Source organism: Nitrospirota bacterium (genome assembly GCA_040755395.1).
In the GTDB taxonomy this organism is placed as follows: Bacteria; Nitrospirota; Nitrospiria; order Nitrospirales; family Nitrospiraceae; genus DATLZU01.
This window is the reverse complement of sequence record JBFMAX010000005.1, coordinates 25,163-49,163: the sequence shown is the minus strand read 5'-3', so window position 1 is coordinate 49,163 and position 24,001 is coordinate 25,163. Positions and strand designations below refer to the sequence as shown.

General features: G+C 61.9%; 24 protein-coding genes. All 24 read left to right on the top strand.

Features of this window, described 5'->3' with window-relative positions:
• A complete protein-coding gene (gene fliE, locus AB1555_09830; GenBank protein ID MEW6246997.1) occupies window positions 1-306 on the top strand; it encodes a flagellar hook-basal body complex protein FliE in 306 nt (101 codons plus the stop codon).
• 149 nt (window positions 307-455) lie between these two features.
• Window positions 456-2,027 (top strand): flagellar basal-body MS-ring/collar protein FliF, encoded by a 1,572-nt coding sequence (gene fliF, locus AB1555_09825; protein ID MEW6246996.1) that lies wholly within the window; start codon window positions 456-458, stop codon window positions 2,025-2,027.
• A gap of 12 nt (window positions 2,028-2,039) precedes the next feature.
• Window positions 2,040-3,032 (top strand): flagellar motor switch protein FliG, encoded by a 993-nt coding sequence (fliG, locus tag AB1555_09820; protein ID MEW6246995.1) that lies wholly within the window; start codon window positions 2,040-2,042, stop codon window positions 3,030-3,032.
• The gene (locus AB1555_09815; GenBank protein ID MEW6246994.1) at window positions 3,033-4,070 is read left to right on the top strand and encodes a response regulator; all 1,038 of its coding nucleotides are present in this window, start codon (window positions 3,033-3,035) and stop codon (window positions 4,068-4,070) included.
• Between the two features lie 2 nt (window positions 4,071-4,072).
• The gene (locus AB1555_09810) at window positions 4,073-5,380 is read left to right on the top strand and encodes a FliI/YscN family ATPase (GenBank protein ID MEW6246993.1); all 1,308 of its coding nucleotides are present in this window, start codon (window positions 4,073-4,075) and stop codon (window positions 5,378-5,380) included.
• Window positions 5,377-5,799, top strand: a complete 423-nt coding sequence (gene fliJ / locus AB1555_09805) for a flagellar export protein FliJ (protein MEW6246992.1) — start codon at window positions 5,377-5,379, stop codon at window positions 5,797-5,799. The genes AB1555_09810 and fliJ overlap by 4 nt, the downstream gene beginning before the upstream one ends.
• 13 nt (window positions 5,800-5,812) lie before the next feature.
• Window positions 5,813-6,562, top strand: coding sequence for a hypothetical protein (locus AB1555_09800; protein MEW6246991.1), 750 nt, complete (start codon window positions 5,813-5,815; stop codon window positions 6,560-6,562).
• Between the two features lie 188 nt (window positions 6,563-6,750).
• Window positions 6,751-8,283: a flagellar hook-length control protein FliK gene (locus AB1555_09795; GenBank protein MEW6246990.1), complete on the top strand. Its 1,533-nt coding sequence runs from the start codon at window positions 6,751-6,753 to the stop codon at window positions 8,281-8,283.
• 24 nt (window positions 8,284-8,307) lie between these two features.
• A complete protein-coding gene (locus tag AB1555_09790) occupies window positions 8,308-8,964 on the top strand; it encodes a flagellar hook assembly protein FlgD (GenBank protein MEW6246989.1) in 657 nt (218 codons plus the stop codon).
• A 47-nt stretch (window positions 8,965-9,011) separates the two neighbouring features.
• A complete protein-coding gene (locus AB1555_09785; GenBank protein ID MEW6246988.1) occupies window positions 9,012-10,376 on the top strand; it encodes a flagellar hook protein FlgE in 1,365 nt (454 codons plus the stop codon).
• 438 nt (window positions 10,377-10,814) lie between these two features.
• Window positions 10,815-11,843 (top strand): IS110 family transposase, encoded by a 1,029-nt coding sequence (locus AB1555_09780; GenBank protein MEW6246987.1) that lies wholly within the window; start codon window positions 10,815-10,817, stop codon window positions 11,841-11,843.
• Window positions 11,844-12,070: 227 nt separating this feature from the next.
• On the top strand, window positions 12,071-12,607 hold the full coding sequence (locus tag AB1555_09775) for a flagellar basal body-associated FliL family protein (protein MEW6246986.1): 537 nt from the start codon (window positions 12,071-12,073) through the stop codon (window positions 12,605-12,607).
• A 32-nt stretch (window positions 12,608-12,639) separates the two neighbouring features.
• The gene (gene fliM, locus AB1555_09770) at window positions 12,640-13,608 is read left to right on the top strand and encodes a flagellar motor switch protein FliM (GenBank protein ID MEW6246985.1); all 969 of its coding nucleotides are present in this window, start codon (window positions 12,640-12,642) and stop codon (window positions 13,606-13,608) included.
• 30 nt (window positions 13,609-13,638) lie between these two features.
• Window positions 13,639-14,013 (top strand): flagellar motor switch protein FliN, encoded by a 375-nt coding sequence (gene fliN, locus AB1555_09765; GenBank protein ID MEW6246984.1) that lies wholly within the window; start codon window positions 13,639-13,641, stop codon window positions 14,011-14,013.
• 80 nt (window positions 14,014-14,093) lie between these two features.
• Window positions 14,094-14,531 (top strand): flagellar biosynthetic protein FliO, encoded by a 438-nt coding sequence (locus tag AB1555_09760; protein MEW6246983.1) that lies wholly within the window; start codon window positions 14,094-14,096, stop codon window positions 14,529-14,531.
• Window positions 14,518-15,324 carry a flagellar type III secretion system pore protein FliP gene (fliP, locus tag AB1555_09755; protein MEW6246982.1) on the top strand — a complete coding sequence of 269 codons (807 nt, stop codon included), beginning with the start codon at window positions 14,518-14,520 and terminating at the stop codon, window positions 15,322-15,324. Before AB1555_09760 ends, fliP begins: the two co-directional genes overlap by 14 nt.
• 80 nt (window positions 15,325-15,404) lie before the next feature.
• Window positions 15,405-15,674, top strand: a complete 270-nt coding sequence (gene fliQ, locus AB1555_09750; GenBank protein ID MEW6246981.1) for a flagellar biosynthesis protein FliQ — start codon at window positions 15,405-15,407, stop codon at window positions 15,672-15,674.
• 9 nt (window positions 15,675-15,683) lie between these two features.
• Complete coding sequence (gene fliR, locus AB1555_09745) at window positions 15,684-16,469, top strand: flagellar biosynthetic protein FliR (GenBank protein ID MEW6246980.1); 786 nt, start codon at window positions 15,684-15,686, stop codon at window positions 16,467-16,469.
• Window positions 16,462-17,556, top strand: a complete 1,095-nt coding sequence (flhB, locus tag AB1555_09740; protein ID MEW6246979.1) for a flagellar biosynthesis protein FlhB — start codon at window positions 16,462-16,464, stop codon at window positions 17,554-17,556. The genes fliR and flhB overlap by 8 nt, the downstream gene beginning before the upstream one ends.
• Window positions 17,553-19,643, top strand: coding sequence for a flagellar biosynthesis protein FlhA (gene flhA, locus AB1555_09735; GenBank protein MEW6246978.1), 2,091 nt, complete (start codon window positions 17,553-17,555; stop codon window positions 19,641-19,643). Before flhB ends, flhA begins: the two co-directional genes overlap by 4 nt.
• Before the next feature lie 3 nt (window positions 19,644-19,646).
• Window positions 19,647-20,990, top strand: a complete 1,344-nt coding sequence (flhF, locus tag AB1555_09730) for a flagellar biosynthesis protein FlhF (GenBank protein ID MEW6246977.1) — start codon at window positions 19,647-19,649, stop codon at window positions 20,988-20,990.
• A 35-nt stretch (window positions 20,991-21,025) separates the two neighbouring features.
• Window positions 21,026-21,886, top strand: coding sequence for a MinD/ParA family protein (locus AB1555_09725; protein MEW6246976.1), 861 nt, complete (start codon window positions 21,026-21,028; stop codon window positions 21,884-21,886).
• A gap of 38 nt (window positions 21,887-21,924) precedes the next feature.
• A complete protein-coding gene (locus AB1555_09720; GenBank protein MEW6246975.1) occupies window positions 21,925-22,677 on the top strand; it encodes a FliA/WhiG family RNA polymerase sigma factor in 753 nt (250 codons plus the stop codon).
• Window positions 22,678-23,013: 336 nt separating this feature from the next.
• A complete protein-coding gene (locus tag AB1555_09715; protein ID MEW6246974.1) occupies window positions 23,014-23,808 on the top strand; it encodes a GGDEF domain-containing protein in 795 nt (264 codons plus the stop codon).
• Window positions 23,809-24,001: the final 193 nt, after the last annotated feature.

Genomic DNA, 24,001 nt, shown 5'->3' with positions numbered 1-24,001 from the left:
ATGAACACGCTCAAGATCGGACCTGCGGCCATACAACCAATCGCTGAGCCAGTTGCGCCGTCAGAGGCGTCGCCTTCTCGAACCGACGGCGGATTTCTCGGATCGTTGAAAGAGGCCATTGCCAAAGCGAATGACATCCAGTTGGAAGCAAGCCGGCAGGTGGATGCGTTGATGACAGGACAGTCGGAGAACATCCATCAGACGATGGTGGCGCTGCAACAGGCCGAGATCTCATTTCAGTTGATGATGCAGATCCGCAACAAACTGGTTTCCGCCTACGAGGAGATCCAGCGGATGCAGGTGTGACTTCGCCGGGGAACGGCGAGCCGCGAATACCCCACAGGCCATGGCCGCGCGCGATCGCGGGGCAAGCTGACACGTTCATCGGCACTCAGTAATCGCCCGCCCATTTCCAGACGGGTGCTGTGGGGCGGCAGTCGTCAATACGGGGTGGTATGTTCCACAAATTGAGGGAATTTTCCATCAGCCAGCGATTCGTCATTCTCCTAGCCCTCGTGGGCCCGGTGGCGGGCCTGATCGCGGTCGCGCTCTGGACGCAGCAGCCTGACATGCAGGTGCTGTTTTCCAACCTGGCGGCGGATGATGCATCCGCCATCGTCGAAAAACTGAAAGAGGCGAAGGTGCCGTACGAAACGACTGCGGGCGGCACCACGATTTTCGTCCCCAGTTCCCAGGTTCATGACCTGCGTCTCCAGTTGGCGGGCCAAGGGTTACCCCGCGGAGGCGGCATCGGATACGAGATCTTCGATCGATCCACGCTCGGCATGTCGGAATTCGTCCAGAAACTGAATTACCGTCGCGCGCTTCAAGGCGAACTGGCACGAACGATTGCGCAGATGCCGGAAGTCGAGCGGGCGAGGGTGCACCTGGCGCTGCCGGAGCGGCGGCTTTTCGCCACCGACCAGGATCGGCCTCGCGCGTCGGTGGTCGTCGCATTGAGAAACGGCCACACGCTGGGCAAAGCCCAGGTCCAAGGCATCGTCCATCTCGTCGCCAGCAGCGTCGAGGGGCTTTTGGCCAAGGACGTGACCGTTGTGGACGGGCACGGCCATCTCTTGTCGGGGCAGACGGCGGTGGATGAAACCGTGCAGCTGACCGGGTCGCAATTGGAGTACCAGCGGACGCTTGAAAAGGAGATCGAAACACGCATTCAAACCATGCTGGAGCGGATTGTCGGCGCGAACAAGGCTGTTGTCCGGGTGTCCAGCGTCCTGGACTTCCGCAAGGTCGAGACGACCGAAGAGCGATTCGATCCGAACGGTCAGGTCGTGCGGAGTGAACAGCGGGGACAGGAGAAGTCCAGCGGTGTTAACGGCGTGACGGGAGGCGTGCCCGGTGTGCAGTCCAACGTCCCGCCCGGGACGGAGTCGGAATCGACCCAAACCAGTTCAACCAGCAGCCAGACAAAGAATGAGACGATCAATTATGAGATTAGCCGAACGGTTTCCCGGATTGTGGAGCCCGTGGGGACGATCAAAAAGCTCTCGGTCGCCGTGCTGGTGGACGGCACCTATGAAACGATCAAGGCGGCCGAGGGAGAGAAGGCGGCGGCGGAACCGGTGCGCAAGTACATTCCGCGCTCGGAAGAGGAGATGAAGCGGATCGAGGAGATCGTCAAGAAGGCGATGGGCTATTCGCCGGAGCGACAGGACCAGGTCGAAGTGGTGAACGTCCAGTTCGGATTTGGACCCGACGAAGGGGCGCCGGCCGGAACCGAAGCGGAAGCCACGCCGGCCGGGACGTGGGCTCCGTATGTCCGCTATGCCGTGAGCGGCGTGCTGTTCCTGTTGATTCTCCTGTTCGTCGTGCGTCCTTTGCTGGCGATGCTGGAGACGACTACCCGGTCGAAGGGACCGGGAGAGACGCCGCCGTTGCCGGCGCCCCTCCGCGAGGTGGAAGCATCCTTGGAGGGAGCCAAGCCTCGGACGCAGATCGTGGATATGGCGCGGAGCAATCCGGAGTCCACGGCGATGGTCGTAAAGCAGTGGTTGAAGAGCAACGCCTGATCGCAACGTGATATGGCGAGGAAGCTGACCGGCGAAGAGAAAGCCGTCATTCTGTTGCGAGCTATCGGCGAGGACGCGGCCGCGCGGGTCATGAAGTGCCTGGAGCCGAAAGAGATCCGCAGGATCGGAGCCTCCATGAAGGAGATGGCCAACATCGCGCGGGACGAAGAAGAGGAAGTAATCGCGGAATTCGAGAAAGCGAGTACCTCTGGGGAGATCGGCTTTGCGGGCAGGGAATACGTCAAAACGGTGCTGACCAAAGCCCTGGGCCCTGAAAAGGCCGCCAGAGTGCTGGAGTCGCTGACATCCGCGAGTTATCCCGGACTGGATATGCTCAAATGGGTCGACTCCAAAACGATCGTCCAACTGGCGAGGGTCGAGCATCCGCAGACCGTCGCCGTCATCCTTGCGTATATGGATCCTGAGCAGGCAAGCCAGGTGCTGGCCGGCTTGCCGGAGGCCATGCGGGTGGACGTGGCGCTGCGCCTGGCCACCATGGAGGAGGTGCGGCCGGAGGTCTTACAGGAGCTGAGCGACGCGTTGCAGGAATCGCTGGCGGCGAACGCGGGTCCAGGCACCATGAGCGTCGGCGGCGCCGAGGTCATCGCCGACATCCTAACCCGGTTGGACAAATCGACCGAAAGCGCGATCATGGCGAAAATCACCGAACGAGACCAGATGTTGGCGGATGGCATCCGTGCGTTGATGTTTGTGTTCGACGATCTGATCAAACTGGACGATCGCAGCATTCAGGAACTACTGAAGGAAATCGGCAAGGACGAATTGCCGGTGGCGCTGCGCGGAGCCAGTCCGGACGTCAAGGAGAGGTTCTTCCGAAACATGTCGAGTCGTGCGGCCGAGATGCTGAAGGAAGATATGGAAGCTCGCGGACCGGTGAAACTGAGCGACGTGGAAAAGGCCCAGCAGAACATCCTGAAGATCTGTCGCAAACTGGAAGAGGAGGGACGCATCGTCGTCGCCGGCTTTGGAGAGGAACTGATCTGAGTGTCCGTCCGTTGCGAGACATCGACTGCCGCGCCAGCGAAGCCGGCGGAAGGCAAACGGCACGCAAGCTGCGAGTCCATTTTGGTTGTGGACGGCGACGCAGGCGCCCGCCATGTCCTCGATGAGCTGCTCAACGGGGAAGGGTATCGCGCCGTGTGTGCGGAGACCGGGGCCGAAGCCATCGCGTGCCTGCAAGCGCAATCCGTTCAGGTGCTCATTACCGATGTCCAATTGCCCGACATGGATGGGATCGCGCTCATTCAGCGGGCGTTCGAGATCGATGCTCGGATCCTCGGGGTCGTGGCGACCGGCCACGGCCGGATCGACCTCGCCGTCGAGGCGATGAAGGCCGGCGCCTCGGACATTCTCACCAAGCCCTTTCAAGCTCAACTCGTGCTCGCGGCCGTCGGACGGTTGGTGGAGCTGCATCGGCTTCGGCAGGAGAATTCTGTGCTCAAGCACGGCATCGTGAAGGCGGGTGCGGTCCGGATCCGGAGTGTGGCATTGGCGGATTTCAGCCGCGGAGATCGAGGGGGCGTTTCAGACGGCTTGACGGAATTCGAGCGCGGCCTAGCTGAAGGCGAGCGGCGGGCCCAGGAGCGGGAAGCCGCCCTTCGCCGGCGCGAGCACGCACTGCTGGCGAACGCGGTTCAGCGCCTGGAAGAAACGATTGCGAACGTTCGGGCGACCGTCGAAGAGGAGGTGTGCGCATTGGCCTTCGCGATCGCCGCGAAGATCGTTCGCCAGGTCGTCGAGGAGAGACGCGACTTGGTTGTGGAACAGGTGCGGGCGGCGTTGGCGCGCGTCAAAGACAGCGGCTCCGTCCGATTGCGCGTGCATCCCAGCGACGCGCCGCTGCTGGAAAGCGCGCGTGAAGCCCTGGCTGGCGTGTTCGACGGACCGGTGACCTTGGTCGTCGAGGCCGATCCGCGCGTCGCGCCCGGCGGGTGTCTGGTCCAGACGCCGACCAGGCTGGTCGATGCCGCGCTGGAGACGCAATTGGCTCGGCTGGGCGAAGCCCTCAGGGACAGACATTGACCATGAAATTCACCGATCTCCTCGAAGGCGTCGATCCGCTCGTGGTGCATGGCCGCGTCGCTCAGGCCGTAGGTGTCGTCATCGAGGGCTACGGTCCAGTGACCTCGATCGGCGAAATCTGTGAGGTGACGCGCGAAGACGGGGAGGGGGCCGTGCTGGCCGAGGTTGTGGGATTTCGAGGGGACCGCGTATTGTTGATGCCGCTCGGGGAGATGCGCGGAATCGGGCCGGACAGCCGGCTGATCATGAAAGGTCGGTCCGCGTCGGTGGGCGTCGGCCCTGAGTTGCTGGGCCGGATTCTCGACGGTCTTGGAGAACCATTAGACGGCGGCCCGGCCATCCGGAGCCACGCCACCTATCCGCTGCATGCCGAGCCGCCCAATCCGTTGACCCGCGCACGGATAACCAGGCCGCTGGATCTCGGGGTGCGCGCCATCAATGCGTTACTGACTTGCGGAGTCGGACAGAAACTGGGAATCTTCGCCGGTTCGGGAGTCGGCAAGAGCGTGCTGCTCGGCATGATCTGCCGCTATACCGTGGCGGACGTGAACGTGATCGCGTTGATCGGCGAACGGGGGCGGGAAGTGAAGGAGTTCCTGGAGCGCGATCTGACTCCCGCCTCCAGACAGCGGTCCGTCGTGATCGTCGCGACGTCGGATCAGCCGCCCCTGGTCCGGATCAGAGGCGCCTTGATGGCGACGTCGATCGCCGAGTATTTCCGCGATGGCGGGAAGCAGGTGCTGCTCGTGATGGATTCGCTCACGCGGTTGGCCTACGGGCAACGCGAGGTGGGCTTGGCCGTCGGCGAGCCGCCGACGACGAAGGGCTACACGCCGTCGGTATTCGCGCTGCTCCCCAAGTTGTTGGAGCGGGTCGGCACCTGCGAAGGGCAGGGCAGCATCACGGGCCTGTACACCGTGCTTGTGGACGGCGACGACTTATCCGATCCCGTCGCGGACACGGTCCGGTCGATTCTCGACGGGCATATCATTCTGTCGCGCGAACTCGCGGCGAGAAACCATTTTCCCGCCATCGATATTTTGCAAAGCACAAGCCGTGTCATGCGGGACATCGTGCCGCCTCAACAGTTCGCGGCCGCCCGGGCCATCGTCGAGTCCGTCGCCACCTACCGCCGGTCCGAAGACCTCATCACGCTGGGCGCCTACAAGCCGGGCGCAAACAAAGCGCTGGACCGGGCGGTCTCGGCTCATGACGCGATCACCTCGTTTCTCCGGCAGGAGATCGGAGAGCCGGCGGACTATACGACGTCGGTTCAAGGGCTTCTGAAACTGGCCGAGGCGGCGCCATGACTATCACGAGGCTCAAGAACTACTGTGCGCAACAAGAACGCGCGCTGCGGATCGAGTTGGAGGCGCTGGAGCAGCAGCTGCAGCAAGCAGAAGCGCGTCGCGTCGTGCTGGAGTCGGAAGTCGGCGCCGTGGCTCACGCCTATGTGCAGAGCGCGAAGTCCGGGGTGACCGCTCGCGAAGCCGTGCAGCAGCACGAGGCTCTGGATGGGCTGGCGCGATTGATTCAACGGGCCAAGAATCGAGCGGCCGCGTTGCGCACCGAATGGGAACGCAAACAACAAGAGGTGCTTGAGGCCGCGCGGGAACGGCGGAAATTGGAAATATTGGAAGAGCGACACGAACGGCAGCGACGGCGCGCCGTCGAACAACAGGAGCAGCGGCTCATGGATGAAGTCGCTGGCCGACGGCGTCCCGCGTGAGAAGAGACACGTGATGCCCGCGAGGATGAACTACCGACGAAACGCCCGCGTCCCTCTCGACCAGGCGGACCGAAAGAAGCTGACGTGCCGGTTCCCTGACCGCCGCCCTCGCCTTGTGGTCGCGGCCGTGTTGCTCGCCAGCGCGCTGTCGCTGTTTTGGGGGCTGCCAAAATGGGATCAGGCACTCTCCGGTGCGGCGCAGGAGACCGTGAACGTGCGCGCGACCGCCGCGTCCGAGAGTCCCAAGATCGAAACAGCCGGGCAACCTGCCTCCGTTGTTCATTCGGCCAATGTCTCGGCTTTGGCGGCACCGAGTCCGGTGCAAGGACCAGCCATCGGCGTCCCGCGCGAGATCATCGAGATGCTCGACCAGCGCAAGCAAGAGCTGGATCGCCGTGAAGAGTCGCTCCGCGTGACGGAAGAACGCTTGCTGGTGATCAAAGCGGAGATCGAGCAGGTCTTGGCCAAATACGAAAAGGCCATGGAAGCCGAGGAGCGCCGACGGAAGGAAATACAGGCGAAACTCACCAAGGCCGAGCAAGAGCGGACGGCCGAACGGCGTGATCTCTATCAGAAACAACTGGCGAAGATGTACGAGAGCATGGAACCCGAAGAGGCGGCCGCTCGTCTCGAGAAACTTCCGGATCGCCAAGCCGTCGAGATCCTGCGCTTGATCAAGGGCAAGACCGCCGGAGCGATTCTCGCCAATGTCAACCCGGCTCGGGCCGCCCACCTCACCACGAGACTCCTGGCCACGCCGTAAGGGATCGTCTTCGGACCACACCCCGGAAGTTTTTACCCACTTGCCTTTCGACCTTTGCCGAGTTCCTTGTGGTGCATCTCACCGAACTCCTTGGTTTTCACAGGCTTGTGAGATGCTGCCCGATGGCATCGCGCTTGTAATGCGATTTGCCGGGCCCGAAGCCTGCGATGGCTTCGCGAGCGCGAGTGATGGAACGTATGGAAACGGGGCTCTTACTTTTTCCGGTTCCGAGCGTGGCGCCCATGGGCGAGTTGGGTCACAACGGATTCGGATCGACTGGCCACGCGGCGGGCAAAGGTGCGGACGAATTCCACGCCGCCTTGCAGGCCGTCCAATCCGAAACCTGCTGCGCCGCCTTGCCATCTCAGGGCGAAACCGAGCAGGCCGCCGATCATTTAGGCGGCACAGGCGCCGAACCGACCTTGGCCGTCACGATCGCCTTGGCCGCTATCAGTCTAGGCGACTCCGGGGAGCGACGCACGCAGGAGGGCACGATGCCCACCGCGGTTTCTTTCGCCGGCGATGAACGACAGACCGATGAAGCCATCTTTTTTGCAACTGCAGTAGTGGGACAGGCGCCGGTGGCTCAAGTGCCGACGGAAGGGACCAGCAATCAGCCGACGAACGACACATCCGGTGATTCGCTGACAACGAGCCTGGCCGGCCTGCAGCCTGCGACTGAAGGCGTCGCAGCTTTTTCGGCACCAACCGGTCATGTGGTCAGGAGCCCAATGGCGAGCAGCGACGGTGACCGACCATCCGTTGATGCTGCGTCTGCGAGGCCGGCTGCTCCGAGCCAGAATCAGAAAACAGGAAATGCGCAACTCACTGCTTTACGACCCGTTCTTTCGCCGTCTTCAGAGCGGTCGAGCGATGAACTGGGCCAACCAGGCGCGGAGCAGCCGACTCGGTCATCCGATCGCCCGGGGTTCGCTCCGGTTCCGGTCGGCGATGACCCACAGACCAGCCCGGCACAGCGCAGAGAGCCGGTCGTGACCCAGGCAAACGCACAAGAAGGTCAGGGTCCTCCGGCGGTCGAGCTACGTCTCGGCGACGAGCAAGTGGCTGCGACGACGGCGACTGATCGCTCAACTCGCCAGGGCAGAGAACAGACAACCGAGAACCCGACAGCGAACGAACAGGAAGCTCGGGAGTTGATCGGCAAGCCGGCGGGTCAGGGAGCCGTTCAGTCGCGCGAGCCGGGCCAGAGCGTTTCAATGGAGAACGGGATGCCTCACATGCCATCCGCGCCAGTCGCGGGTACCGAAATCAAACAGTCGGACGCGGCGCTTCAGGCAGCGCCGACGCAGCCGGACGTTTCAGTTCGATACGTGGAGAACCTCGGAGGAACGGACGGCGCGAAGACGGTGCAGGCCGTACAGGTAGATCTGGATCCAGAGGATCTTGGCCAGGTGCGGGTGCGTGTCGTGCTCGCGGACTCGACGGTACACACACATGTCTTGACCGAGCATGCCGACGTCGGGCAATTCCTACTGAACCGGCGGGATCAGTTGGAGTCGGCACTTCAGGCTTCAGGGTTGGACATGGGGCAGTTCAAAGTTTCTGTCGACCGACAGGCATCGGGCCAGGCGAGCTACGACTGGATCGCGCGAACGTTCGGCGATCCGCCCCGACAGCAACGAGGACAACGGGAACAAGCGCAGCAGGACCACATTATGCGTCGTGGCGCGGAGCCGCGCGTCTTGAGCGTCTTCGCCTAACAGTTTTGAAAGAGGAACCGCCGGATGGTCACAATCGCGGAAACTGCCTCAACGACTTCGTCTCCGTCGCTCACAGGTGCGCTGGGCGCCAGGGAACTGGGACAGGACGATTTTCTCAAGCTGCTCGTGACGCAGTTGAAGAATCAGGACCCGCTCAAGCCGATGGACAACACCGCGTTCGTTGCGGAACTGGCGCAGTTCAGCCAATTGGAGCAGAGCGCCAAGCAGGTGAAGCTTCTGGAGCAAAGTATCGCGGCCCAAAAGGCGAACCTTCCTTATACGCTGCTATCCCTGGTCGGCCGCCAGGTCACCGTGGACGGTGGCGTGGTGCAGTGGGAGTCGGGAGCCGTGCCGCTGAGCTATACCCTGGATCGCGACGCGGCCGACGTGCAAATCACGATTGTGAATATGAACAATCAGCTTGTGCGTACGCTCCAAGGCGGTCCGCAGAGAGCCGGCACGCAAACGGTCAACTGGGATGGGCGCGATCAGAACGGCGCGCCACTTCAGCCGGGCGTCTATCGGGTCTCCGTGACCGCGGTCGACCAGCAAGGCGATCCGGTCGGAACGGTCATGCAGTCTCGGCTGACCGTGACGGGCGTGCGGCTGGAGAACGGGCAACCGATGCTGCTGATCGGCGATCAGGTGCTCGATCCGGGCGCAGTGCTCGAACTGCGATGAGGTCAGGACGAGAACGTATCAAACGAACGTAAGGGGAGGTCATTACCATGGGTATTCTGTCGTCTCTCTTTGCCGGGGTCAGCGGGCTCAACGCCAACGGCACGGCCTTGTCGGTGATCGGGAACAACATCGCCAACCTCAGCACGGTGGGGTTCAAATCCAGCAGAGCCACCTTTGCGGACCTCATCAGCTCGTCGATTTCCGGCGGCTCAGGCGCGATTCAGACCGGCATCGGCGTGGCGCTCACTTCGGTGCAGGGCAACTTTTCGCAAGGGTCGCTGGCCACATCGAGTAACGTGCTCGACCTCGCCATCGACGGGAATGGGTTTTTCATCGTTAAAGACGCGCAAGGCGGCACGTTCTACACCCGCTCCGGGATATTCAGGCTGGACAAGAACAATAACGTCGTCGATCCCAGCGGGTTCAAGCTCCAGGGATTTTTGGCGAACTCCAATAATGTGATCACCGGTACGATAGGGGATATCTCTCTGCCCTCAACGACCGCACCGCCGAACGCCACGACCACGGCGTTTATCGCGGCGAATCTCAATTCCCAGTCATCGGTGATCGCCACGGGCTTTAGCATCAATGATCCGACCGGCTCTTCGAACTTTTCGACGGCCATGACGGTCTATGACTCACTAGGCAACCCTCATCTCTTGACCACCTATTTCACGAAAACTGGTGCGAATACCTGGACCTATAACGTCGTGGCCAGCACCAGCGATATCGTCACGGCAAACTACAATGCCGCCAACATCAACACCTCGTTGGGGATCGTGCGTGTCGGATCGGGCACGCTGACCTTTACGACGGACGGGCGGCTGGATACCGAAAGCGTAGCCAGACGCTATGACGACGGGACGGTCGCTGGGTCGGCCGGGGCGGTACCGGGTCGGCTCCAAATCGATTTTGTCGGAGCGACGCAGGACCAATTGATCACCTATAACTTCGGCTCAAGCGTCACCACGGACAGCGGCACGGGACTGGACGGCACGACGCAGTTCGGGTCACAGTCGGCGTTGGTCCAGCAGACCCAGGATGGCCATGCGGCGGGCTCGTTGCAGGCCTTCTCGGTCGACACCAACGGTGTGATCAACGGCCGGTTTTCCAACGGTCAGTTGCGGGCCCTGGCCCAGGTGGCGCTGGCGCGTTTCCCGGACCCGCTCGGGCTGACCCGGACCGGCAAGAACACCTTTGCGCAATCGGGCAATTCCGGCCAGCCTGTCGTCGGTACACCGGATAGCGCCGGCTTGGGACGGGTCCTTTCCAATTCGCTGGAGCTGTCCAACGTGGATCTCGGCGAAAGCTTCATCGACATGATTGCCGCGCAGCGCGGTTTCCAGGCGAACTCGCGGGTGATCACGACGTCGGACGAAATTCTCCAGGAACTGGTGAACCTGAAGCGCTAAATGCTCCTTCTCTCCGGGCGGCGCCCGCAGCATCGCGCGGGCGCCGTGCAGGAGGTCCTGCTCATAGCTCCCCGTTGCATCCTCTTCCTGCTCGGCAAGATTTTCCCATCAAGCCTGCTCTCCGTCAGTTCGGGCGACGCCTCGCCACGTCAGCTTTCTGACGCCGTCAACGAGCCGGTGCGTCACCCGTCCCGGTGACACAGCGGCCTCGTGCGGCGTCGTAATCGAAGCTCGCAGTTTCTCAAGCCTCTTTCATGCATCGGGCCGCTGAAAGCTTGTCGCTCTGCATGGGCACATGCATTGCACAATGACCGGCCGACACATTCCCATCCTGAGGAGATTCTATGAATAGGGCCCCCTTTACGTTGGTCGACAGTCGAGGTACGAAGGTCCGACTGTCAGGGGTGAGCGATCACCACCAACGAAAGGGGGCAGCAGATGTTGGACGTCGGCTTGGATATCAGTGGCAAGAGCGTGGTGGGCTATGCGGTCAACGAGCGGAAGCGCTGTGTGTATGCCGGCACGGCGGCCGCGACGCGAGCGGGACTCCGGGCGCTGCGGCAACAGGTGGGAGTCGGCGCGAAGCTGGTCGTCGTTGAGGCCGGCAATCAGTTGAAGTGGATTGCCGAAACCTTGAAGCGGATGCCCGAGGTGCAGGTGTATGTGGTGCATCCGAACGACGTGAAATGGATCACCGAGAGTCAGGGCCAGACGGATCGGGTGGATGCGAAGAAGCTCGCGGAACTGGCGCGGGCGGGGATCCTCCCGCGCGCGGGGCCTGTGGTGGAGGGGCGCGTCCGAGAGCTGCGGGAGTTGGTGAGTGCGCGGCAGCAACGGCCGAGCAAGCGCATCGCGCTGATCAATACGATCCGGGGCGACGTGTCCCAAGAAGGGCATCGGTTGCCGGAGAAGTTCTGTGCGGGACCAACCTGGGCCGCGAAGCTGGCGCAGCTGCCGGTGAGTGCGCCGTTGCGGCTGATCATTGAGACGGACATGGCCAGCATCGAGGCGTTGCTGGCGGCGGAGCAGCCGCGCACCGCGCGGGTGGTGGCGATCCAGGACCCCCGCTGTCCGCTGCTCGAGAGCATTCCAGCCATCGGGCCGCTGGGGGCCCGGGTGGTGCTCAGCGCGCTCGATGAGGCCCGTCGGTTTGACGATCAGAAGGCCGTGGCCAACTACGGCGCCTTGGCCCCGACGATTTATCAGAGTGGCGCGGTCCGGCAGCTCGGCCGGATCAATCGCGATGGCCGGAGCGAGGTCCGGCGGGTGCTCTTGCCATGGGCCCAGACGGTGGTGCGGATGAAGAGTGCGGGGGCGAAGCCGCTCCAGCAGTTCTACGCGCGGATCGCCCGGCGCCGGGGGAAGACGAGTGCGGTCGTGGCGCTGGCGCGCCAGCGGCTGACCACGGCCTACGGCGTGTTGAAGTCCGGGCAGCCCTATGATCCGAGGAAGCTGCAGCCCGCCTAAGGCGTCGCGTGCGAGAGACGGTCGGGCCAGGTTGTCTCGCCCTGATGGACAGGCCAGGACAGTGAGCCCGCATGTGCCTTGAGGCACGCACCTCGTTTTGGAGATTGGGCGGCTGTCTTTGAACCGGACGGGTGGGCGATCGAGCCCGCATGGGAGGGTAACGGTCCATCATTTGTCACGGGCCTCGTGTTGGCTGTTGACACAGGCCCTATTCATGGGAGGTGCCTATGGCAGAAGCGGTTGAAGAAAAAATCCTCGCGCCGGGTCCCGCGGGCATTCCCGTCAAACTGGTCATCGTCATCGGCCTTGCGGCCCTGCTGGTGGGCCTCGGCGGCGCGTTTGCGTTTTTGAAGTTGAGCGGCGGCCATTCGGGCGAGGGCGAAAAGACCGGCGCCTCGACGGCCAAGAACGACGAGCACGATGGCGCGGTGGGCAAAGCCTCGACCGCCCTGTCTGAGGCGCCGGGCGCCATCTACGATCTGGAACCGTTCATCGTTAATCTGGCCGATTCGCCGGAGATCCGGTATCTGAAAGTCACGATCAAGCTCGAGCTGAGTCGGACCGATGCCGGAGCGGAGATCGCGGCGCGGTTGCCTCACATCCGCGATTCGATCCTCGTGCTGCTGACGAGCAAAGACTCCACCACCGTCCGCAGCCCTCAGGGAAAATTCCAGCTTCGCGACGAGATCACCCAGCGCGTGAATCATTTACTGCCGCGTCCGGGCGTGCGGGCGGCGTATTTCACGGATTTCGTCGTCCAGTAGCGGGCGCATGCGCGAAGCGGAGACTGCCGCCGATGGACAAGATTCTGTCGCAGGAGGAAGTCGATGCCCTGTTGAGAGGGGTCGTGTCCGGCGAAGTGGATACGACGCCCAAGGAAGAGGACGCGGGCGCTGTCAAGACATACGACTTGGTCAATCAGGAGCGGATCATCCGAGGGCGGATGCCGACGCTCGAGATGATCAACAACCGGTTCAGTCGCCGGCAGTCAATCTCCTGGGGAAGCCTACTTCGGGTGTCCGTGGAGTTCAGTGTCGTCGGGACTCAGATCATGAAGTTCGGCGAGTTCCTCAAGAAAGTACCGCTCCCGTCGTCTCTGAGCGTTTTTCGCATGGATCCGCTGCGCGGCAACGGACTCTACGTCATGGACGCGATGCTCGTTTATTTGATCGTGGATTACTTCTTCGGCGGCAGGGGACAGACATACGTGAAACCGGAGGGGCGCGACTTCACGCCGATTCAGATGCGTGTGATCAAGAAGATTGTGCTGCAGGCGTTCTCCGATCTGGAAAAGGCGTGGCAAGCGCTGATGCCCGTCACGGTCCAACACGTGCGTTCGGAGAGCAATCCGCAATTTGCCATGGTGGTATCGGTGTCCGAGATCGTGGTCGTAGTGACGCTCCAGGTGCTGATCGGCGAAGCGGCCAGGGACTTCTTCGTCGTGTATCCCTATTCGATGCTCGAGCCAATTAAGGAGAAGCTCTATTCGGGGCTCATCTCCGATCATGTGAATCAGGACGGCAGTTGGGCCAGCCGATTCAAAGACAGATTGCAGGAGTGCCCGCTGACCATCACCGCGAGGCTCGGGACGGCGACTGTGCAACTTCGGGACGTCCTGAACTTTGCCCCAGGCGACGTGCTCGTGCTCGACCAACATCCCGGCGATCCGGTGGTGTGTTTCGTTGAAAACATCCCGAAATTTCACGCGGCCCCTGGCGTCTCCAGAGGCAACCAGGCCTGCCGTATCACCGAAGTGCTGTCGTGAGCGGTCCATCCGAGTAAGGAGAAAATCAAAATGACACAGGCCGACACCAATCCGATGACGGGCGGCGCCTCCACGGGAGGCCAGGCGACAGCCCCGCAACCGGCGTCGTTTCCGGCGCTGGACAATACAGGCTCGCCGGCGGCGGCCAAGAACTTGGATTTGATCCTCGACATTCCAGTGCAGGTGACGGTGCAAATCGGCGCCGCGAGAATGGCGATCCGGGACTTGCTGCAATTGGGTCTGGGATCCGTGATCGAATTGAACAAGCTGGCGGGCGAACCGATGGAGGTGCTCGTCAACAATAAGCTAGTCGCCAAGGGCGAGGTGGTCGTCGTGAACGAAAAATTCGGCGTTCGTTTGACAGATGTCGTGAGCGCAGCGGAGCGGATCCACCAATTGACGTAACAACCGGCTGGGGACACGACGCGAAAGCCCAATTCATCTCCAAGTCTGCGGCCGCGAGCCTTTTCCACACAAGGAGCGAAATGGATTTCGGAGAAAACCTCGTACGGACGATTTCGTCGCTGGTGATCGTTCTGGCCCTGATGGCGGTTTTTGCCGCCGTCGCGCGAAGGCTGCTTGGCAGCCGGATTCTCGCGCCGTGCGGCCCACCGTTAATTCAGGTTCTGGGAACGGGATACCTCGGACCACGCAAGACCATCGCGGTCGTAGCCGTCGGCGGGGAGCTCCTGATCGTCGGGACCACGCCGAACGATCTCGTGCCCCTGGGCCGCATTACCGATCCCGAGCAGGTCAAGCGGATTGTCTCCCAGCGTTCGGCCGTCGGCGTGATCGGACAGACCATGCCAGGTCAGCCGGGCGCGATGTCCGCCATGGCCTCGATCAGGGCATGGGTGCGGGCCTCATGTGGCAAGTCGGACAAAGCGCAGGCCGAAGGGACAGACGAGCATGGCCGAGGGTAAGGGTCGCTTTAGAGAATGGATTGCACGGACTTTCCCGCGCCGCGCCGTCGCGGCACTGACTCTCGTGGGTGTCGTGTCGGCGGCGTGTGTCGGTGTTGACCCGGCGCTGGCGCTTGCGGAGGGACCATCGATCACGATCGATCTCGGCAGGGGAATTGGGCCGAAGCACACAGCAGTCGTGATCCAAATCCTGGCGCTGCTGACCGTGTTGTCGCTCGCACCGGCCTTGCTCATCATGGCGACGTCCTTCACACGCATCGTCATTGTGCTGTCCTTCCTGCGACAAGCCTTGGGTACGCAGCAAGTGCCGCCCAATCAGGTGCTGATCAGTTTGGCACTGTTCCTCACGGTCTTCATCATGGCGCCGGTGGGACAGAGGGTTTACGACGATGCCGTGCAACCGCTCATCGCCGAGCAGATCAGCTATGAGGAGGCCTGGACGCGCGGTTTTGAGCCCATTCGGAGGTTCATGCTTCAGCAGGTTCGTGAGAAAGATCTGGAGCTGTTTGTCGAGCTGGCCAAGATGGGGAGACCGGCCTCGCCGGATCAGGTCCCGACTCACCTCGTGATCCCGGCCTTTATGCTCAGTGAGTTGCGCACGGCTTTTCAGATCGGATTTCTTATCTACATTCCCTTTCTCATCGTCGATATGGTCGTGGCCAGCGTCCTGATGTCTATGGGCATGATGCTGCTTCCGCCGATCGTGATTTCGTTGCCCTTCAAGCTGATTTTATTTGTGCTGGCCGACGGCTGGTACCTGGTCGTGGGATCGATGGTCCGAAGTTTTTACTAACACCAATATATGGGAGGCATGAAGCGGACCTCGCGGAGATTTAGACGAACGACGCTTCACAAAAGACGAGCGACGAAGCCATGACTCCGGATCTGGTGACAGAAATCGGAAGACAAGCTCTGGAGACCACGATAGTGGTCTCGGCTCCCATGTTGGGGCTGAGCCTCGTGATTGGCCTGCTGGTCAGCATGTTTCAGGCGATGACTCAGATCAACGAGGCAACGCTGACGTTCGTGCCCAAGATCGTAGCCATCTTTGTGGCGACTCTGTTGTTCCTTCCCTGGATGCTCGGCACCATGATTACGTTCACCACGACCTTGCTCACGAACATTCCGCAGTACGTGCACTGAGACAGCTCAATGACCTCGACCGCGATCCATCTGACAATTCCTGAGTTTCAGACCTTTCTTGTCGTTTTGTTCCGGGTGGGTGGCATCATGGCCGCGCTGCCGATTCTCGGCAGCCGGAACATCCCTGCACACATCAAAATCGCAATAGCGGTCGTCATTGGGCTGGTGCTCGTGCCCAACGTCCATCCGCCCCATGTGCCGGCCGATCCGCTTTTGCTGACCGCAGGCGTTGTCAGCGAATTGGCGATCGGGTTGATGATCGGTTTGGCCGTCCGCCTGCTATTTTCGTCGCTGGAGATCGCCGGCGAGGTAATGGGTGCTCAAATGGGGTTCGGCATCGTGCAGTTGCTGGACCCCTTCTCGTCGCACCAGACGCCGCTGGTGAGCCACTTCCAGGTGATCGTCGCTTCGATGACCTTCCTCTCGCTTAATGCGCACTTTCTGCTCGTGCGCGCCGTGGCGGACAGCTTCGAAATGATTCGCCCGTTCGGGGCCAGCCTCACATCGGATTTGGTTGAAGACGTGCTGCACCTTACGCACGGCATGTTCGTGGTGGCGCTCAAGGTGGCGGCCCCGGTGCTCGCCGCGAGCATTCTGGTGAATGTCATGCTGGGGATTTTGGGACGGGCCGTCGCCCAAATGAACGTGTTCGTATTGAGTTTTCCCGTCACCATCGGTTGCGGACTGCTGGTGATGGGGATCGCGCTGCCGTACGCGCAAGAGTTGTATCAGGCCGAGTTCGGACGACTCCTCGAAGCAATCAACGGGCTGCTGGGGGTACTTGGGCATGGCTGACCACGGTGGAAACCGGACCGAGCAGGCGACCCCAAAACGAAAGGCCGAGGCCAGAAAGAAAGGCCAGGTGGCCGTCAGCCGAGACGTCTCGACAGCCGCGGTCCTCCTCGGCGGGATCGGCATCCTGTATTTCCTGCTCGTCCCGGCGCTCAACAAACTGACTTGGCTCACCCGCGAATGGCTCTCCTCAACAGTCCGTCAAGCTTCCCGCAACCCATTCACCGTGGCCCGCTTCCACGAGATCGTGACGCAGATGGGGCCCGACGCGCTGTTGGTGGTCCTGCCGTTGGTGGTGGGTGTGGCCGTGGTCAGCGTTGGCTCGTCGCTGCTTCAGACCGGATTCCTCTGGCGTCCTGAGGCCGTGCGGTTCGAGCTGGGCCGGCTCAGTCCTTTGAACGGGTTGAAGCGGATGGTGTCGCTTCGGTCGGCCGCCGAACTGATTAAGTCGCTGTTGAAAGTCGCCGCCATCGGCGGCGTCGGCTTTCTCGCCGTGTACAAAGACCTGGGCCTCCTGCCCGAACTGGTGCAGTACGACCTGGAGGGCGCGCTCGCGATCATCGGATGGCTGACGTTCAGAGCCGCCGCTGCAATCACCTTCGCCATGGCCGGTGTCGCCGCTGCGGACTATGTGTACCAGCGCTTCGAGTGGGAACGCAGTCTGCGTATGACCAAACAGGAAGTCAAGGAAGAACAGCGTGATGCGGAGGGTGAGCCGATGATCCGCGCGCGAGTCAGGAGCGTTCAGCGCGAGATGGCCAAGAAGCGGATGCTCGCTGCGGTGCCGAGCGCCGATGTGGTCGTGCGGAACCCGACGCACTATGCGGTGGCCTTGAAGTACGACCAGGCCAAGATGGCGGCTCCGATCGTTGTTGCGAAGGGCGCAGGCTATGTGGCTGAACGGATCGTTCAGGCGGCTCGGGAGCATGGCGTGGCCATCGTTGAAAACGCGTTCGTCGCCCGTACGCTGTACAAGCTCGTCGAGGTCGGCCGCGAAATCCCCGCGGACCTCTATCGCGCGGTTGCCGAGATCCTCGCCTTCGTGTACCGGGCGCGCGGCATCTTGCCGCGAGTGGGGAGTGAGCAGTGAGCATCCATTCCCACCCCATGGCTGACAAGGCGATTGTCAAACACCCGGACCTTCTCATGTCCGTCGGTGTGGTTGGCGTGCTGATGATCATGCTCCTCCCGCTGCCCCGCTTCGTTCTGGACATGCTACTCAGCTTCAACATCACGCTCTCGGTCATCATTCTGCTCGTCGGGATGCAGGTGCGCAAACCGCTCGAGTTCTCCGTTTTCCCGTCCGTTCTCTTGATGGTCACCCTGCTTCGCCTCTCGCTCAACATTGCATCCACGAGACTTATTCTGTTGCACGGCTACGAAGGGGCGGCGGCTGCAGGCGAAGTGATTCGGGCCTTCGGCAATTTCGTGGTCGGGGGTAGCTACACGGTCGGCCTGGTCGTCTTCACGATTTTGGTGATTATCAACTTCGTTGTGGTCACGAAAGGTGCCGGGCGTGTCGCGGAAGTGGCAGCGCGGTTCACCTTGGACGCCATGCCCGGCAAGCAGATGAGCATCGACGCCGATCTCAATGCGGGTCTGATCAACGAGGCAGAAGCCAGGCGGCGACGGCAACAGGTCGCCGAAGAGGCGGATTTTTACGGCGCAATGGACGGCGCCAGCAAGTTCGTCCGCGGCGATGCCATCGCGGCCGTCATCATTATTTTTGTGAACATTATCGGCGGATTGGTCATCGGGGTTCTGCAGCAGGGCATGACGCTGTCGGCGGCTGCGCAGACCTATACGCTGTTGACCGTGGGCGAGGGTCTGGTTGCTCAGGTGCCCGCGCTGATCGTGTCGACCGCTGCGGGCGTCGTCGTGACACGGGCCGCGGCGGATGCCGACTTGGGATTGGAAATCACCAGGCAGGTTTTAATCTCGCCGAAGGCCATCGGCACGGCCGCCGGCATTCTGCTCGCGCTCGGTATGATTCCTGGCCTGCCCCACTTCGCCTTTCTTGCATTGGGCGGCGGTGTGGCTTGGCTGGCCTATGAGCTGTTCCGGCGCGAAAAGGCGGAACGGGAAGCTCCGGCTGCGGCCGCCCTCCCGGGCCAGGCAGAGGATCCCATGCCGCGTGTCACGCCGCCAGACCCGATGGAAATTCAGGTGGGGTACGGTCTGATCAGTCTCGTGGAGGGGAACCGCGCGGGGACGTTGCTGGAACGCATCAAGGCGCTCCGGCGCCAGATCGCCGAAAGCTTGGGATTCGTCATTCCTCCCATCCATATCCGCGACAACCTGCAACTACGTCCGAACGAGTATGCGATCCTGCTCAAAGGCGCGGAACTGGCCAAGGCGGAAGTGTTGCCGTCCCACGTGCTCGCCATCGATCCGGGCACGGTCCAAAAGGGCCTCTTGCAGGGCATTGCGACGAAAGAGCCCGCGTTCGGGCTGCCGGCCTTGTGGATACCGGAGCAGGCGCGCGAGCAGGCTCAATTGGCCGGCTACACGGTCGTGGATGCAAGTGCCGCGATCGCGACCCACTTGTCGGAACTCATCAAACGCCACGCACATGAACTGCTCGGGCGGCAGGAAACCCAGGCGCTACTCGACGAACTGGCCAGGGTCCATCCCAAGTTGGTCGAAGAAGTCGTGCCGTCCATGGTGTCAGTGGGCACTCTGGCGCGGATTTTCGGGAACCTGCTGCGCGAGGGCGTTCCGATCCGCGATCTGCGAACCATTCTAGAGGCCGTAGCTGATCACGCTGGCTCGACAAAGGATCCCGAGGTGTTGACGGAAGCGGCGCGTCACGCGCTGGCACGCACAATCACCCGCCAATACCAGACGCCCGACGGCACGTTGACGGTTGTCAGCCTGGATCCGCGTCTCGATCGCGCACTTGTGGAACAGGCGGCTGCATTTCCGGCGGGCGCCCCTTTTGAGCTCGACCCTGCGATCTCGCAGAAATTGTTGAATGCGTTGAGGCAGGCGGCCGAGCGGATCGCGGCGACCGGGCGGCAGCCGGTCATTTTGTGTTCGTCGGCGATTCGGCGGCATGTGCGGAAACTGACGGAGCGGATCCTGCACTCCGTGCCAGTGTTGGCCATCAACGAGATCGACGGCGTGGCCAAACTCCATGCGATGGAAACCGTGCGGATTGAACTTGAGGGCGTCTAGACAATGAAAATCAAGACTTATCAAGCCTTGACCATGCAGGATGCCATCAGGTCCATCAAGGAAGAGCTGGGACCCGATGCCGTCATCCTCTCCACCAAACAGGTTCGCAAAGGGGGGCACATCTTCGGCTTGTTCAGCCGTTCTGTCATCGAAGTGACGGCGGCGACCGACCGTGATGCAGGCCATGCCTCGACCGCCAAACCCGCGCCAGCGCCCAGTGCTTCGCGCCAAGCGAGTGAAACCAAACCGGCGGCGCAGGAATCGGAGTTCCACAACGCGCTCCGCGGGGCCATGAGATCGGCCTATCGGGACAAAAGCTCGACGATTGGTCCGGCGCAGCGAGACGAGCGGCACTGTGCGGAAAGCAGGGTGGAACAGGAACTGCGAAAGCAGCTCGAGCAGATTAAGGCCGAGCTGCGGAGTCTGCACGCCCAAGTCGGCTCAGCAATGCCGAGACCGGCCGTCGATTCGTCGGAAGATCCGTCCACAGCCGACACGACGCTGTATCGGGAGCTCGTCGCCCAAGGAGTACAGCCGCCCACAGCCTACACATTGCTGAAGGATATTCAGTCCGGTTTACAGCCGGTGGATCGACAATCACCGGCCGCGTTGCGTCATGTCCTCCGCCGCACTGTGACCAAACTCATCAAAGTCGGCGGACCGCTCCTGGGTCCCGGCGACGAGACCAAGACTGTGCTCTTCTTCGGCGCGACCGGCGTCGGCAAGACGACCACGATCGCCAAACTCGCGGCGCACTACCGCGTGGACGAGAAACGATCGGTCTCGCTGATTACGTTGGATACCTACCGCGTGGCCGCCGTCGAGCAGTTGCGGACCTATGCGAATCTCCTAGGCGTACCTCTAGATATCGCGCTCACCAGACAAGAGGTGTTGGAAAGTATCCGCCGCCGGCAGAGTTCGGAACTGATTCTCATCGACACCGGCGGGCGGAGCCCGATGGACGCCGAGGGGTTGGACGAACTGAAAGAGCTCGTGACGACCGGCCGTCCGTTGGAGACGCATCTGGTGCTCTCGGCGACGACGCGCGAACGCGACCTGCTCTCGACGCTCGCCCGGTACGCGGGATTGCCCATCAACCGGTTGCTCTTCACCAAGTTGGATGAGACAACGGGCTTCGGCGGCATTTTCGAGACCATGCTGCAAACGGGGCTTCCGCTCTCCTATTTCAGTACGGGCCAGCGGGTGCCGGAAGATCTGGAAGTGGCCTCGCCGGAGCGGCTGGCAGACCTGCTGCTGGGGCTGCCGTTGAAACCGTTGGGCCACACTCGAACGGAACAGCGCAACGTGGCGGAAACGACGGGTCATCGACCCCGCCGGGCGCAGTGACCGGCGATGGCAGGCGGTGATGAAGGAGGACTCGAATGGATGGGGTGGTGATGGACCGGGGAGCGAGCGGATGCCTGGCGGTTCCGTGCCTTTCGCAGGTGCAGGTGATTACCGTGACCAGCGGGAAAGGAGGGGTCGGCAAGACGAACGTCGTGGTGAATCTCGCGCTCGCGCTGGCGAAGGCCGGCAAGAAGGTTCTGGTGATGGATGCGGACTTGGGACTGGGCAATATCGATGTGCTGCTGGGGCTTGTGCCGCAGTTCACGCTGGAGCATGTGCTTCGAGGGGACAAACGCCTGTCGGATATCCTCCTGACCGGTCCCGGTGGCATCGGCATCCTGCCCGCCAGTTCCGGCATCCCTCAGCTTACGGCCCTGACGCAGGAACAACAGGTCATTCTGCAGGACGAACTCGACCGGCTGGCGCAGTCGGTGGACCTGCTGCTGATCGACACCGGAGCCGGCATCTCGGCCAACGTGACATTTTTCGCGGTGGGAGCGCAGGAGATCATCGTGGTCCTGTCGCCGGAGCCGACTTCGCTGACCGACGCCTACGCCGTCATGAAGGTGTTGTCGACCCGATATCGCGAGCGGCGTTTCCGGGTGCTTGTGAATATGGCCAAGAGTCAGCGCGACGCGGCAGAAGTCTTCCGCAAGTTGGTCATGGCGACTGATCGCTTTCTGAACGTGTCCGTCGACTCTCTCGGGTTCATTCCGGCTGACGACTATGTGCCGATGGCTGTGAGCCAGCAGCGGGCGGTGGTGGACCTCTATCCTCACTCGCCGGCCAGTCGGGAATTTCTACGGCTGGGTAACCTCGTCGCTCAGTGGACGCCGTCGCTGGTGCCCAAGGGCAGCGTGCAGTTTCTGTGGCAGCGGTTAGTGAGGCAGCAGTAATCGGAACAAGAGACCTTTTCACGAAAACAGGTATGCGTGTGGCCAATAAACTTGCGATGCGGAAGCCTCTCGAGCAGGGCGCCATGGGCGAGGAATCCCGCGAACGGATCATCCGCGAGTTCACGCCCATTATCAAAATAATGGCTCATCGGTTGGCTTTCCGGCTTCCAGCATATTTAGATGCAGAAGACCTCGTCTCGGCCGGCATCATCGGCCTGATGGACGCGATCACGAAGTACGATCCGACGCGGGAAGCGAGGTTCAAGACCTACGCGGAGTTTCGCATTCGCGGGGCCATGCTCGATGAGATCCGGTCGATGGATTGGATCCCCAGATCGGTGCACGAACGCATCGGCCTCTTGCAGAAGACAACCACCGATCTCATGCACCGCTTGGGCCGGATGCCGTCCGATGAGGAGCTGGCGAAGGCCCTGGGACTGTCCGTGCCGGAATTCGAAGACTTTTTGACCCGTGCGCAGGGCGCAATGGTGATCAGTCTCGACGATCTGGGTGTCGAGGAATCGGGCGGTCACAAGATCCTCACGATGTTGGCCGACACGCAGCATCCCGATCCCCTCTCGAATATTGTGAACGAGCGGAAGCGTGTACGCCTGGCGAACACCATCAATCAACTGCCGGAGAAGGAACGATTGGTGTTGACGCTCTACTACTACGAAGAACTGACGATGAAAGAGATCGGTCACGTGCTGAATGTCACGGAATCTCGCGTGTGCCAGATTCACACCAAAGCCGTCATGCGTCTGAAAGCACAGCTCAACGCTTCTGAGTAGTCCCACCCTGCACTGCTGCGGAGACAGCCGTCACTGCTCGGAGCGAGCTTATTGCTCTGCAGATGACACTGAGGTCCTGATCGCTCCAGGATGCTGTGGAGAAACGAGGCGCGAGGCCCATAGAGGTCTGAGTCTCTTCCCCCTTGCCCCGAGCCCCGTGCCTCTTGCCCGCACACGGTCGTCAGTATCCGTTGACGTTCATTTCTGCTCGTTCCTTTTGGGGGCCCCCGCAGGCCGGGGAATTCCGAATTATGAAGCTTCAGTTGGCGCATCGTTCATCCGATAAGAGCGGTGGCATCCGCCAAACGCGTGCATGGCGCACGTGTAGATCACGGTATGGTCGCCCAACACCCAGCGGGCCTCGTGCGTGTCGTGATGGTCTTCCTGACCGAGTTGCTCGTCTCCGTCTCGCCTGCGGCCGCCTTCGAGTGGATTCGCCTTCCCGACCCAGCTCCGTATCCGTTCCTTGGGCCGTTGCTTTTCGTGGTGTGTGTGGTCGGGTTCACCTACCTGGCGGTCGAGAGATGGCGGAGGCAACATCTTCGACGGAAACAGGCTCCCGGCAAGCAGAAGGAGATGTATTCGGTCTACGATCCGCTGACCGGCCTGCCGACCCGTCGGCTTTTTCTCTCGCTGCTCGGTCGGGCGCTGACCCGTGCGGAACGGACAGGGCGAACGGTCGCGGTCCTGATCGTGCAATTGGAGCATTTCACAGTCGTCGCGGAAAGCCAAGGGCGGGCCGGCAGCGATATGGTGATCCGGGTGCAGGCTGCACGGCTGAAAAGCGCATTGCGTTCCACGGACACGATCGCCCGGCTGATGCCGGATCAGTTCGGCGTGGTGTTGGAGAACCTCGTCTCCGCGGATGAAATCCTGCCTCTTGCCAGGCGAATGCAAGAGATCGTCGGGTTGCCGTTGACGCTCGAGGGACATGAGCTATTGCTCTCGTGCCGCATGGGGGTCGCGCTCTATCCCAACAACGCAACGGATCGCGATAGGTTGATCGACGTGGCCTTGCGCGCCCTGTCGATCGCCAAGGCCCAAGAGCAGTCGATTCACTTCTCCCTCTCCGAGGTTGAACCGGCATCGGCGTCTACGCCGGTCTCCCTGTCGGCCGTCGACGGGCGCTAATCTTTCGCCAGGCCTCGGGGCTCTGCCGCATCATCGCTCATCGGATCGGGCCGTTCTCGTTCGTCAGGCATCCGTCACGGAGCCGGGCGCGGCGATGGCCCGTGAGCGGTGGACCGGAACCTTTTTCCCTATCGCGGCAAGCCCTGCCTAGCACCGTGAACCGTTCTACGTTTCCCGTCCCCCAATGGCAATG